General features: G+C 67.1%; 13 protein-coding genes. 8 read left to right on the top strand and 5 right to left on the bottom strand.

The window, feature by feature from the left end; genetic code table 11:
- Nucleotides 1-3 precede the first annotated feature (3 nt).
- Together fliE and IE122_RS09370 are read right to left on the bottom strand one after the other, a co-directional pair.
- Nucleotides 4-375, bottom strand: coding sequence for a flagellar hook-basal body complex protein FliE (gene fliE / locus IE122_RS09375; RefSeq protein WP_189620897.1), 372 nt, complete (start codon nt 373-375; stop codon nt 4-6).
- Nucleotides 372-1670 carry a sigma-54 interaction domain-containing protein gene (locus tag IE122_RS09370; RefSeq protein WP_189620896.1) on the bottom strand — a complete coding sequence of 433 codons (1299 nt, stop codon included), beginning with the start codon at nt 1668-1670 and terminating at the stop codon, nt 372-374. Before IE122_RS09370 ends, fliE begins: the two co-directional genes overlap by 4 nt.
- A 248-nt stretch (nt 1671-1918) precedes the next feature.
- Here IE122_RS09370 and IE122_RS09365 point away from each other — a divergent pair, with 248 nt between their 5' ends.
- From IE122_RS09365 to IE122_RS09345, 5 genes are all read left to right on the top strand, one after another.
- Nucleotides 1919-2743 (top strand): flagellin N-terminal helical domain-containing protein, encoded by an 825-nt coding sequence (locus tag IE122_RS09365; protein ID WP_189620895.1) that lies wholly within the window; start codon nt 1919-1921, stop codon nt 2741-2743.
- A 213-nt stretch (nt 2744-2956) separates the two neighbouring features.
- Nucleotides 2957-3682, top strand: a complete 726-nt coding sequence (locus IE122_RS09360) for an SDR family oxidoreductase (RefSeq protein ID WP_189620894.1) — start codon at nt 2957-2959, stop codon at nt 3680-3682.
- A gap of 284 nt (nt 3683-3966) precedes the next feature.
- Nucleotides 3967-5577 carry an NAD(P)/FAD-dependent oxidoreductase gene (locus tag IE122_RS09355; RefSeq protein ID WP_189620973.1) on the top strand — a complete coding sequence of 537 codons (1611 nt, stop codon included), beginning with the start codon at nt 3967-3969 and terminating at the stop codon, nt 5575-5577.
- A complete protein-coding gene (locus IE122_RS09350; protein ID WP_189620893.1) occupies nt 5577-5996 on the top strand; it encodes a GtrA family protein in 420 nt (139 codons plus the stop codon). The genes IE122_RS09355 and IE122_RS09350 overlap by 1 nt, the downstream gene beginning before the upstream one ends.
- Nucleotides 5997-6075: 79 nt before the next feature.
- Nucleotides 6076-7674 (top strand): hypothetical protein, encoded by a 1599-nt coding sequence (locus tag IE122_RS09345; protein ID WP_189620892.1) that lies wholly within the window; start codon nt 6076-6078, stop codon nt 7672-7674.
- Here IE122_RS09345 and nudC read toward each other — a convergent pair.
- From nudC to IE122_RS09330, 3 genes are read right to left on the bottom strand one after another with little or no spacing between them, the layout of a single operon-like run.
- Entirely contained in the window at nt 7625-8551 is a 927-nt protein-coding gene (nudC, locus tag IE122_RS09340) for an NAD(+) diphosphatase (protein ID WP_189620891.1), read from the bottom strand. The genes IE122_RS09345 and nudC overlap by 50 nt on opposite strands.
- Nucleotides 8551-9870, bottom strand: a complete 1320-nt coding sequence (locus IE122_RS09335) for a serine hydrolase domain-containing protein (RefSeq protein ID WP_189620890.1) — start codon at nt 9868-9870, stop codon at nt 8551-8553. Before IE122_RS09335 ends, nudC begins: the two co-directional genes overlap by 1 nt.
- Nucleotides 9867-10925, bottom strand: a complete 1059-nt coding sequence (locus IE122_RS09330) for an A/G-specific adenine glycosylase (RefSeq protein ID WP_189620889.1) — start codon at nt 10923-10925, stop codon at nt 9867-9869. Before IE122_RS09330 ends, IE122_RS09335 begins: the two co-directional genes overlap by 4 nt.
- Nucleotides 10926-10954: 29 nt before the next feature.
- Here IE122_RS09330 and IE122_RS09325 point away from each other — a divergent pair, with 29 nt between their 5' ends.
- The 3 genes from IE122_RS09325 (at nt 10955) to IE122_RS09315 (ending at nt 13152) form a co-directional block, all read left to right on the top strand.
- Nucleotides 10955-11506: a DUF721 domain-containing protein gene (locus IE122_RS09325; protein WP_189620888.1), complete on the top strand. Its 552-nt coding sequence runs from the start codon at nt 10955-10957 to the stop codon at nt 11504-11506.
- Nucleotides 11503-12258: a DsbA family protein gene (locus tag IE122_RS09320; RefSeq protein WP_189620887.1), complete on the top strand. Its 756-nt coding sequence runs from the start codon at nt 11503-11505 to the stop codon at nt 12256-12258. Before IE122_RS09325 ends, IE122_RS09320 begins: the two co-directional genes overlap by 4 nt.
- Nucleotides 12259-12384: 126 nt before the next feature.
- Nucleotides 12385-13152, top strand: coding sequence for a thioredoxin domain-containing protein (locus IE122_RS09315; RefSeq protein ID WP_189620886.1), 768 nt, complete (start codon nt 12385-12387; stop codon nt 13150-13152).
- The last annotated feature ends 36 nt before the right edge of the window (nt 13153-13188 follow it).

The following is a 13188-nucleotide window of genomic DNA, read 5'->3' as shown; positions in this document are numbered from 1 at the left end:
CTATCAGACCCCCATCCGCATGATGTCCTGATAAGCGGACAGCAGCTTGTTGCGGACCTGCAGGGTCGCCTCAAAGGCCACCCCCGCTTCCTGGCGCGCCAGCATCACCTTGGCGACATCGGTGACATCGCCGCGTTCGTAAGCGGCGCTGATCCCTTCGGCCTTCGACTGGACGGCGCTCACGCCATCGAGCGCGGAGCGCAATGTATCGCCGAAGCCGCCGCCCGGAGCAGGCGCGTCGGCCCCCGCCATGGTGCCGGGCTGCTGCGCCCCCTGGGCCGAATGCAACTGCTGGAGAAGTTCGTTCTTCTCGATGATCTGGGCGCGTATCTGCATGATCTGCTGGATTCCGCCAATCCCGGAAACCCCGCTCACCGCCGGCCTCCGGCAACGCTGCGGCCGACCTCGACCCCGGCTTCGCGCAAAGAGGCCAAGCGGTAGCGCAAGGTCCGCTCGGATATCCCCAGTTCGCGCGCGGCCCGAACCCGGTTGCCGTCGCAGGCGCTGAGCGTGGCGATGATTGCCCGCGCTTCCGAAACCTGGACGATGCTCGACAGCTTGCGCTCGACCTCATTGTCGCCATCGTCAGCCGGGGCACCCGTGACAGCCGCCAGACCGCCGGGCAAAGTGCGCACCAGCCGTGCCGGATTGTCGAACACGATATGCGCGGGCGTGATCGCCTCGCCGTCGTGGGCCAGCAGCAGCGCGCGGCGCATCACGTTTTCCAGCTCGCGCACGTTGCCGGGCCAGGAATGCAGCCGCAGCATCGCCAGCGCCGCCTCGGTCGGAACCGGCACCCGGGCCGGGTCGGGCGCATGGCGCAGCGCCATGCCGATCGCCAGCGGGGCGATATCGTCCGCCCGTTCGCGCAAGGGGCGCAGCGACAGCGGGAAGACGTTGAGGCGATAGTAGAGATCGGCGCGGAACCGGCCTTCCGCCACTTCGGTGGGCAGATCGCGGTTGGCGCAGGCGATCACGCGGATATCCACCTTGATCGGCCGGGTCGCGCCGATCGGCACCACTTCCTGTTCCTGCAGCGCGCGCAGCAGCTTGGCCTGGAGCGCCAGCGGCAGTTCGGCGATCTCGTCCAGCAACAGGGTGCCGCCGTCGGCAGCGCGCATGAACCCCTCTCCGGCCTGGGTGGCCCCGGTGAACGCGCCCTTCTGGTGGCCGAACAGCATGGCTTCCAGCATCGCTTCGGGCATCGCGGCGCAGTTGACCGCGATGAACGGGCCGTTGCGCCGGGGGCTGCGGGCATGGATGAAGCGGCTGAGCACTTCCTTACCGGTGCCGGTGGGCCCGTTGATGAGGACCGGGATATCGCTGGCCGCCAGCCGCTCGGCCAGCGCGAAGACCGACAGGCTTTCCGGGTCCGCAACGATCGGATCAGAAGGCGAAGCGATCGCGGCCAGCACCATCGCCAGCGCACCTTCACTGGTGGCATCGGCATAGGTTATGGCGATCCCGCCGCCCGGCCGCCGGCCCAGCCTGGCATGCCGCCCGCGCTCCAGAACGACCTGGCGCGAACGGGGCATGGCGGGCGAAATATCCTTACCGTCACGCAAATCGATTGCAGCGCAGTCGTAAAGCGATGCCGCGATTCCCGCTGCCCGACGCACCAGAGCGCCATGCAATCTAGAAAATTCAGTATCTTGTGCGAGCCCGAACATGGTCGGAAAACCCCCCGGAATTAACCAATCTCGGGAGAGCTTATGGGTCGCAAACGTCAAAGGGTTCGGAAATTTAAGTCCTCGTCTTTTCCCGTAATTTCGTGGGCAGCGGCGATTTTCGCAAAGGTTTTCACCGACCGGGCCGCCTTAAAAACCATCACCGCCCGCCGCTCTTGCATCTGGCAGTTGCGCCGGATGGGCCGGCAACGCTGCCGGGACTTCGGGACACCCAACGGGAGCTTCAAGTAATGTCTGTCATCAATACCAATATCAGCGCGGTCAAGGCCGCCAACGCCTCCACTTCGGCCAGCAAGATGCTGGGTACGGCAATGGAGCGCCTGTCCACCGGCAAGCGCATCAACTCGGCCAAGGACGACGCCGCCGGCCTCGCCATCGCCACCTCGATGACCGCGCAAGTGCGCGGCATGAGCCAGGGCATCCGCAACGCCAACGACGGCATCAGCCTTGCCCAGACGGCGGAAGGCGGCCTGTCCGAAGTGTCGAACATGCTCCAGCGCGTTCGCGAACTGTCGGTGCAGTCTTCGTCCGCGACATATCAGGCGTCGGACCGCACAGCGATGCAGTCGGAAGTGACCGCGCTGACCGAACAGATCAGCGATGTGCTGACGCAGACCAAGTTCAACGGCAACTCGCTGTTCTCGACCACTGCCGGCACCGACGTCACATTTGACATCCAGACCGGTGCCAACAGCGGCGAGACGATCACGCTCACCTCGACCGCGATCGACGGCACCAATATCGACGCTACCGCGCTCGACGTCTCTTCCGCCACCGCCGCCTCGACCACGATCGATAATGTCGATCTGGCGCTGGCCGACGTCAATGCCACCCGCGCCTCGCTCGGTGCCGGCCAGAACCGCCTCGAATCGGCGATCAACAACCTGACCAACAACGTCACCAACCTGTCGGATGCGCGTTCGCGGATCGAGGACGCCGACTATTCGAGCGAAACCACGCAGATGGCCAAGGCGCAGATCCTCAGCCAGGCATCGACGGCGATGATCGCGCAAGCGAACCAGAGCCAGCAGAACGTCCTTTCGCTCCTGCGCTAAGGGCGAGCGCGGCAAGGCCGCGCACCATCTCGACCGGCCCGCTTTCCCCCGGAAGCGGACCATCCGGGCCCGGCGGCTCCCCAGTCCGCCGGGCCCTTTTGGCGTCTCCGGGCGATGCGCGGCACGCTTGCGCCAGCGCCATGCGATTTGTACCCCTTGCAGGAACAAAACCGTGCGTCCCCTGCGCGGTGACAATCCCCGAGGAGAGCGAGCATGACGACACCGATCGACAGGACGATTCTGGTCACCGGCGCATCCAGCGGCATCGGCGAGGCTGCCGTGCGCGAACTGGCCGGTGCCGGCGCGCGCGTCTTCATCGGCGCGCGGCGGGAGGACCGGCTGAAGACGCTGGCCGATGAACTGGGCGACAATGTCGGCTGGCAAAAGTTGGATGTGACCAGCGCGGACAGCTTTGAGGCTTTCGTGGCGGCGGCAGGCGCACGGTTCGGTGCGATCGATACGCTGGTCAACAACGCCGGGATCATGCCGCTGTCGATGCTTGCGGATCTGAAACGCGATGAATGGACGCGGATGATCGACGTCAACATCCACGGTGTCCTCAACGGCATCGCCGCGGTGCTGCCGGGGTTCCTGGCGCAGGGCAGCGGACATATCATCAACGTGGCGTCCGTCGCCGCCCACAAGATCGCCCCCACCGCCGCCGTCTATGGCGCGACCAAGTACGCGGTATGGGCCATCACCGAAGGCTTCCGCCAGGAGCACCCGACCCTGCGCGCGACCACCATCTGCCCCGGCGTCGTGGCGACCGAACTGGGCCATGATATCACCGTGCCCGAAGTGGCGGCCGGGATGGAGCAACTGCGCCAGAATGCGCTGACCCCGGACGCCATCGGCCGCGCCATCGCCTATGCCATCGCCCAGCCCGACGGCGTTCACGTCAACGAGATCATCGTGCGCCCCGCCGGCCCGACGTTCTGACGCCGCCGAAGCCCGCACGCCAATGCTCTCTCAGGAGCGCGTCCGCTCCACTTCGTCATCGCGAGCGACCGAAGGTCGCGCGGCGATCCAGCGCGGTTTATGCTGCCCTGGATTGCTTCGCCCGCTACGCGGGGTCGCAAGGGCGAGTGCTAGGGAATAGTTGCTTTCGGATTACATCCGGCCCCGCAAAAGCCCTGTCAGCCTTAACGATCTCCTAACCAAATTCGTTCATTCCCGTAGGACGAACACGAAGGGGCATGAAGTCGATGGGGTCGATCAGGACGATGCGCACGGCGGGGGCGGGATCGGATAAGGGCGAGTGCGAGACTGACGCCGACGTCGCCATCATCGGTGCCGGGCCCGCCGGGCTGACCGCCGGTTATCTCCTGACCAAGGCCGGGCTGTCTGTTGTCATCATCGAAAAGGACGATACTTACGTCGGCGGCATCAGCCGCACCGTGGAGCACGAGGGCTACCGTTTCGATATCGGCGGCCACCGTTTCTTCTCGAAAAGCCAGCAGGTCGTCGATCTGTGGAACGAGATCCTGCCCGATGACTTCATCGAGCGCCCGCGCATGAGCCGCATCTATTACGAGGGCAAGTTCTACTCCTACCCGCTGCGCGCGTTCGAAGCGCTGGGCAACTTGGGCCTGTGGCGGTCGACGCTGTGCATGGCCAGCTACCTCAAGCACCGCCTGATGCCGATCCGCGACGTCAAAAGCTTCCAGGACTGGACCACGAACCAGTTCGGGGCCAAGCTGTTCTCGATCTTCTTCAAGACCTATACCGAAAAGGTCTGGGGCATGCCCTGCGACGAGATCAGCGCCGACTGGGCCGCGCAGCGGATCAAGGGCCTGTCGCTGTGGAACGCGGTGATGGACGGCGTGAAGCGCAGTCTCGGCCTCAACAAGCGCCCGAACGACGGCCAGGCGGTCAAGACCCTGCTCGAAACCTTCCGCTATCCGCGCCTTGGTCCCGGCATGATGTGGGAAACCGCGCGCGACAAGATCGTCGCCACCGGCAAGGGCGAAGTGGCGATGGGCCACGCGCTCAAGCAACTGGCCGAGGGCCCCGGCGGCACCTGGCGGGTGACCGCGAAGCACGGCCGGACCGAACGCACGATCACCGCACGCCACGTCATCTCCTCCGCGCCGATGCGCGAACTGGCGGCGCGCCTGCACCCGATGCCGCAGACGGTGCCGCAGGCGAACGATCTCAAGTATCGCGATTTCCTGACCGTAGCGCTGATGATCCGCGCCGACGATCTGTTCCCTGACAACTGGATCTACATCCACGACAGCAAGGTGAAGGTCGGCCGCATCCAGAACTTCCGCAGTTGGTCGCCTGAAATGGTGCCCGACGAAGCGATGGCGTGCGTAGGCCTGGAGTACTTCTGCTTCGAAGGCGATCGCCTGTGGGCGATGGGCGATGACGAGCTGGTCCGCCTTGCCACGCACGAGATGAAGGTGCTGGGCCTGTGCAATCCCGACGACGTGACCGGCGGCGTGGTGGTGCGGCAGGAAAAGGCCTATCCGGTCTATGACGAGGCCTATGCCGCCAACGTGGATGCAATGCGGGTGGAGCTGGAAGAGCAGCATCCCACGCTGCACCTTGTCGGCCGCAACGGCATGCACCGCTATAACAACCAGGACCACGCGATGATGACCGCGATGCTGACGGTCGAGAACATCATCGCCGGCGAACGCCTCTACGATACCTGGTGCGTCAACGAGGACGCGGAATACCACGAAGCCGGCGAAGAAGGTGCCGACAAGGCCCTGCCCGCGCGCGCCGAGGGAGCGCCCGCCCGTCAGGTGCCGAGCGCCGATCAGGCTGCCGCGCTGGCATCCGTGCGCGCCGTGCCGGAACGCCTGCCGAACCGGGCCGCCGCCTGATGCAGCAGCTTGTGCGCGGCGTCTTCACGCACACCTTTTCTCGGTATGTCACGGCCAGCGCTGTGGCACTGGGGATCGACGTCGCCTGCGTGGCCGCGCTGGCGGCGCTGGGCACCGGCAAGCCGGTCGCGGCCGCCGCCGGCTATTCGCTCGGCATCGCCGCCCACTGGTTGCTGTCCAGCCGCGCGGTGTTCGATGGCGCCGTGGCGGCTGACGGCCCGGCCCGCCTGCGCCAGAAGGCGCTGTTCGTGATCTCCGCCGTGATCGGCCTGGTGCTGACCACCGGCATCGTGTCGCTCGCCACCGAGCTCGGCATGCACCTGGCCCCGGCCAAGGCGATCGCCGTGGCAGTCAGCTTCCTCGCGACCTGGCTGATCCGTCGCAGCATCGTCTTTCGCGCCGTTCCGCTGACGGCCTGACGCCGCCGCGCCATTGCCCGGCCACAAGGAACGCGCGATGCTGGCCCGGACCATGGACACCGCCACCCTTACAGTACCCGTGAACGCACCGAACCGATTCGATACCGGCCGTGCCCTGCTGCTGGCCGTGTGGGTGGTGCTCGTCGGCTATCTTTCGATCCATCATGTGTTCTGGCGCGATGAAGTGCGGGCGCTTTCGTTCGCCATCCAGGGCGATGATCTGGCGCAGATGTTCGCCAAGGTGCGCGGCGACGGGCATCCGCTGGTGTGGTTCCTGATCCTGCGCGCCGGGCATGCCGTGATCGGATCGGCCATCCTGCCGGTAGCCGCCCATGCGATCGCCTTCGCCTCCGTTGTCCTGCTGCTGTGGCGATCGCCGTTCTCCTTGCCGACGCTGGCGCTGATGGTGGTAAGCCATGTCATCGCCTGGGAATACGCTGTGATGGCGCGCAATTACGGCATTTCGATGCTGCTGATGTTCGCCTTTGCTGCGCTCTATCCGCAGTGGCGCGCGCGCGGATTGTGGCTGTGTGTGCCGCTGGCGCTGCTGGCCAACACCAACGCCCATTCGGCCGCGCTGGCCTGGCTGCTCTACGGCGCATGGATGCTGGACCGGTGGCAGGGCTGGCCGCTCTGGCGGACCTGGATGCTGCGCCTTGCGCTGCCCGGCGCGGTGCTGCTGGGGCTGGCGACGCTGGCCTGTTTCCTGTCGATCTGGCCATCAATCAACGATGCCGCCACGTTCGCGCGGCCGATCACCCTTGCCCGGATAGCGCGGGCGGTGCTGCTGCCGGGGGCTGAATTCACCCTGATCGACGATGCCCCGCTGTCCCTGGCCCTGGGCGCGACGGCGCTGCTGGCCGGATGCACGCTGGTGCTGTGGGGGCGGCCGCATTACCTGCTCGCCGCGATCGGCGGCCTCTGCGCGCTGTCGCTGCTATTCGCGGTGGTCTATCCCGCCAGCAACCGCCACCGTGACCTGTGGCTGGTGTTCCTGATCGCGCTGGCGTGGATGCGGCTGGATGCCGACAGGACCGGCGATGGCCCGCCCGCGCCGCTGCGGCGGATCGGGCAATGGGCATTCCATGCGTTGCTGGCTTTTCAGGCGCTGATGACCGTGTCAGAAATCCAGTCCGCCATGGCCCGCCCCGAAATTCCTCGCAGCCGGGCCAAAGAACTGGCCGCGCTGCTGGCTTCGCGACCGGACCTTGCCGGGGCGATCGTCATTGCCGACCCCGACAACATGATCGAAACGCTGCCCTATTATGCCCCGCGCACCCCGGTCTGGCGCATCCGCCAGGGCGGCTACAGCGCGATCGACATCTTCACTTCGCACGGCGCGACGCTGAACCTGACCCTCGACGATATCCTGACGACCGCCCGGCGGCTCCATGCCTGCACCGGCCGCCCGGTCGCGATCCTGATGCAACGGCCACCCCGGCCGGGAGAGGATGTGACGGTGCCGTCGGTCTATAACTGGACGACGCTGATCACCCCGGCGATGACGCAGCGCTTCCTGGCCCAAACCAGCAGGATCGCCCGGTTCGGCCCCGCTGAAACGGACGAAAGCTACGCCGTCTACCGCTATGTGCCCTCCTCCGGCAGCGCGGCGCCGGGCGACTGCGCGGCTATGCGCGTTCCAGCCACCAGCGCAGCAGCAGGTTGGCGACAGCCGTGACCGGCGGGGCGATGAACGACTCGCCTTCTTCACCGCGATCCCCTGCCGCCATCGCCTCGGCCACTTCGGCGCGGGTGAACCAGCGGGCGTCTTCGAGTTCGGTGACGTCGATCGTGATATCGCCGCTCTCCGCCACGGCATGGCAGCCGATCATCAGCGATGACGGGAACGGCCAGGGCTGACTGACGACGTATTGCACATCGCGCACGCGCAGCCCGGCTTCCTCGAATACCTCGCGGGCCACCGCCTCCTCGATCGTCTCGCCCGGCTCGACGAACCCGGCCAGCGCCGAATAGCGACGCGGCGGAAAGCGCGGCTGTCGGCCCAGCAGCAAGCGGCCTTCGTGCTCCACCGTCATGATGGTCACCGGATCGACCCGGGGGAAGTGTTCGGAAGCGCAGGCGCTGTCATTGCAGGTGCGCTGCCAGCCGCCCTTGGCGACATGGCTGGGCGAGCCGCAGACCGAGCAGAAGCGGTGCCGCATGTGCCAGCTCACCAGTGCCCGGGCAGTGCCGAACGTGGCCAGGTCCCCGGCGGAAAGCTGCGCCATCGATTGCCACAGGCGCGGTCCCGGTATGCTCGCGCCATCGCGGTTGCGCGCCGGGACTTCGGCAAAGCAGGCGCGTTCGCCATCGAGGCCCAGGAACACGAGCTCGCTGTCCGCCGCCGCCTCGCCGAGACTGGCCCATTCAAGCCCGCCGTCTGCCGTCAGCACCGGATCGAGGCCGTCGAGCCGCAGCAGCCGGGCACTGGCGGTCATCCGCGCACGCAGCGCCACATCGTCCATCCGGAGATGATCGGCACGGTCGAGAACGCCGCCGGCGAAGGCGACCGCGCGGCCGGGCGGCGGCGGCGACTGGATCAGGCTATTGGTCATCAGGTCCTCTTCTCCAACAGGCCGGTCACGTCCGCCTTCAGCGCGGACTGGAACTCGGCAAGCACGCCAAATGCGGTTGGCGGCATGAATTGCGCAAAAAACTGGGAACGCAAGCCCCGGCGTGCATCGACCATGCCGACCGTACCCGCCGCGCCGGCCCAGCCGAACACACCGCCCTCCGCGCCAAGGCCGACCCGGCCGCCCGCCCCGAACCCGCTATTGGGCGCGAAACCCACCTCTCCGGTGACTCCGGGCGGCAGCAGGTTACCGGTGCCCAGCCGCACCGCCGCCTCGCTCATCACCCGCTTTCCGGCAAACATGCCGCCTTGCGCCAGCATGCGCAGGAACCGGTCATAATCGCGCGGGGTGGATACCAGCCCGGAGCCACCGCAGCAGAACGGCGGCGGCTCAAGAAAGATCGAGCTATCGCCTTCGTCGATCGGGATCAGCGCGCCGCCGAACACCGCGTGGTTCGTCGCCAGCCGATGCGCCTTGGCTTGCGGGACCTGCCAATCCGTGTCCGACATGCCCAGCGGGTCCAGCAGCCGCTCGGACACAAAGGCCGCGAACGACTGGCCGCTGACCACTTCGATCACCCGGCCCATCACGTCGAGCCCGGCGGAATAATGCCATGCCGTTCCGGGATCGGCGACCAAGGGCACCTTCGCCATGCCATCCGCGAAAGCTGCCAGGGTCGGCACGACGGGCCCGGCGGGAAAGCCCGGCAAGGGGATCGGCAGCCGCGAGATGCGGCCGGGCACCAGCCCCTTTTCCTCCATCAGCCGCTTCACCGGCCCGCCCTGTTCCACCGTATAGGCAAGGCCCGAGGTATGCGTCAGCACCTGGCGGATCGTGATCGGGCCGGGCGCGCGGTGCACCCGGTCAAGCGGGCCGTCGTAGGTGTCCAGCACCCGCATGTCGCGATAGGCAGGCAGCACATCGGCAAGCGGCTGGTCGAGCCTCAGCTTGCCTTCATCGATCAGGATCATCGCCGCCATGCCGGTGACCGGCTTGGTCATCGAATAGATGCGGAACAGCGTATCGGCGTCCATCGCGTCGAAATCGACGAAGCCCTGCGTTCCGGCCGATACGAACTGCGCCTCCTGCCCCGGCACGCCCAGCGAGGCGACCGCACCGGGGAGCTTGCCCGGCCCGACCCAGCGCGCGATCATCGCCCGCACCTGCGGCAGGAGATCCGGCTCATCGGCGGCGCGCGCCAGGCTGGCCAGCGCCGCCGTGGAAAGGCCCGCCACCGCGCCCAGCCGCAACAGCATGCGGCGATCGAGCTTCTGGGACAGCGTTTCGAGCGATGGATTCATGCAACATCCTTCATCGCCGCAAGTCCCAGGGCGGCGGCTTTGGCGAACAGCGTCGGCAAGCCTGCCTCGTCCAGCCGGTCGAGCGGCCACCATTCGCCCGCTGCATCGGCCTGTGCCGGATCACCGGCCCCGCCGTGTACATCGACCGACAGCTCGAGCGAAAAGTGCGTGAACACGTGCCGCACCACCCCGGCGCGCTGCCACGGGCCGGGGAGCGGCGGCGGGGTGCCACCATCGGCCCTTGCGCTCCAGCCGTCATCCGGCAGCGCGCGCATCCCGCCCAGCATGCCCTTGCCCGGCCGGGTGACCAGCCAGACATGCTCGTCCCGCTCGATCCAGAACGCCCGCCCTTGCCGCGCGGGCTTGGCCGCCTTGGCCGGCTTGACCGGATAGGCTTCCGCCTGCCCCGCCGCGCGGGCGGCGCAGGGTGGGGCCAACGGGCACAGCAGGCAGCGCGGGTTGCGGGGCGTGCAGATTGTTGCCCCAAGGTCCATCATCGCCTGCGCGAAATCGCCTGCACGGCTTGATGGCGTGATCGTCTCGGCCGCCGCGCGGATCGCCTTGCGGCCGCCGGGCAGCGGATCGCCGATCGCGAACAGCCGCGCCACCACCCGCTCGACATTGGCATCGACGACCACCGCGCGTTCGCCGAACGCGATCGCGGCGATGGCGGCGGCAGTATAGGCCCCCAGCCCCGGCAGCGCGCGCAGCGCCGCCTCGGTCTGCGGAAATTCGCCGCCCGTGGCCGCAACCGCGCGGGCGCAGGCAAGCAGGTTGCGCGCCCGCGCATAATATCCAAGCCCGGCCCAGGCCGCCATGACATCACCGTCCGCCGCCTCTGCCAGTGCAGTAACGCTGGGCCAGCGCGCGGTGAACCTGGCGAAATAGTCCTTCACGGCCATGACCGTGGTCTGCTGCAGCATCACTTCCGACAGCCACACGCGGTAAGGATCGGGCGGGGGCGTGCCGGGCGGGCTGCGCCAGGGCAGGACGCGGGCATGCACATCGTACCAGTCCAGCAATGCCTGCGGGATGATTTGCGAACTGGCTTCCATGCCGCCGATATGGCATCCAGCGCCCCGCAATGGAATGGGAACCTCCGAAAGCCGGGAAGACCGCGACTGCCGGCAAAGGCGCAAAGCGCTTCGAACGGCCGCGCGGCGGCGCGGCGCGGCAGATCGCCGACCTGATGCCGGAAGTCGGCCGCACCGCATTCCGGCGGTTCGGGTTCGTGCAATCGAGCGTGGTGAGCCGCTGGCCCGATATCGTCGGGCCGCGACACGCACGGGTTTGCATCCCCGAATCGATCCGCTTTCCGCCCGGCGAAAAGAGCGAGGGCATCCTCCAGCTTGTGGTGGTGCCCGCCCATGCCCCGCTGATCCAGCATGTGATCCCCGAGATCATCGAACGGGTGAACCGCTTCTTCGGCTACAACGCTGTCGCCCGCGTGAAAATCCGGCAAGGCGAGGTTAAGCCGCCACCTGCTTCAGCGCAGAAGACCGCGCCGCCTTCGCTCAAGCCGGTGCCGCTCGAACTCGGGGAATCGCTGCGCGACATCGGCGATCCGGAATTGCGGGCGGTGCTGGAATCGCTGGCGCGCGCGATGTCGGCGAATGGGAACGGACAGGACCAGTGACGAACCGCAGACTAGCCCTTGCAGCATTGATCGCCGCAGGCCTCGGCCTTGGAACCGCATCGCTGGATGCCGCGCCCCCTGCCAAGCGCAAGGCAGTGCCGCTGGCTTCATCCACCGCGCACAACTGGAACGGGACCATCGCCGTCGCCGCCAACGGCGCGCATACGCTGGGCAATCCCGAGGCCCCGCTCAAGCTGACCGAATATGTCAGCTACACCTGCCCGCACTGCGCCCACTTCACCCGCGATGCCGAAGCCCCGCTGCGGCTGACCGTGGTGCCACGCGGCCAGGTGTCGGTGACGGTCAGCAATGTCCTGCGCAATGCGGTGGACGTGGCGGCGGCGCTGATCGTCAATTGCGGCGACGACAAGCGCTTCTTCGTGCGCCACAACGCCATGCTCGCCACGCAGGAAAAGTGGATCGTGCAGGCCGAAAACCTTTCCGAACCGCAGAAGCAGCGCTGGGGCAACGGTCCCCTGCCGCAGCGCCTGCGCGCCATCGCATCGGACCTGGGATTTTACGACATGGCGCAGAACTGGGGCATCGGCCGCCCGCAGGCGGATCGCTGCCTGGGCGATACGGCCATGCTGGACAAGCTGAAAGCCCAGCAGGACGCCGCCAACACCATCGGCGTCAAAGGCACCCCCAGCTTTTCGATCAACGGTGCCCTGATCGATGACGCCTATAGCTGGGACGCGCTCCAGCCGATCCTGTCGGCCCGCGTCGCCGCCCTGCCCGGCCAGCCGTCGTGATCGGCTGACCTTTTTCGCCGGGGGTAAGCTTGTGGAGATGTCCGCAGACGCCGCCCGCTTCGCTTTGAACTGCTCCGGCGCATCGGTTAGCATCGATGCGCCTTTTGCCAAGGGAATCGCCCCAAGATGATGCGTGTCTCCACTATCCGCCCGTTTGCGTTCGGCCTCGCGCTGGTTCCCCTCGCGCTGGCCCTTGCTGCTTGCGGCAAGAAGGACGATGCGGCCCCGGCGGCGCTGGCCTCCGGCGATCCGGTTGCCAAAATCGCCGCCCCCGCCGGCAAGGCCTGGGCCGATATGGTGGAAGTGACGGCCGACGGTGGCTATCGCCTCGGCAACCCGGAAGCGCCGATCAAGCTTATCGAATACGGCTCGCTGTCCTGCCCCCACTGCGCCAAGTTCACGCAAGACGGGCACGAGGAACTGGTCAACGATTTCATCGCCAGCGGCCGGGTAAGCTGGGAATTCCGCAGCTTCGCCATCCACCCGCAGGACGTGCCGCTGACGATGCTGGTGACCTGTTCGGGAAAGGAGGCGGTGTTCCCGCTGGTCCAGCAGGTCTATCTGAACTTCGACGCGATGAACGCCCCGCTGGCCGACAAGGCGGTGCAGGACAAGGCGAACGCTGTGATGCAGTTGCCCGCCGCGCAGCGCCTGCCGGGCATGGCCGAAGCGCTCGGCTATACGCAGTTCTTCGCGCAGCGCGGGATTGCCGTGGATCAGGCCAACAAGTGCCTGGGCAATGTCGATACGGCCAAGCAGATCGCCGAATTCTCGGACAAGTACACCAACGACGGGATCACCGGCACGCCCACCCTGCTGGTCAACGGCAGCAAGGTCGATTCCACCGAATGGGAACAGACCAAGGCCGCACTCAAGGCGGCGGGGGCGCGTTGACGCGCCGGCTTCCGGCCTGACGCGGGGGCGCGGGGG

Origin of the sequence: Novosphingobium colocasiae (assembly GCF_014652555.1) — a bacterium.
Taxonomy (GTDB): Bacteria; Pseudomonadota; Alphaproteobacteria; order Sphingomonadales; family Sphingomonadaceae; genus Novosphingobium; species Novosphingobium colocasiae.
Note: the sequence above shows the minus strand (reverse complement) of the source record. Positions and strands in the feature narration are given on the sequence as shown.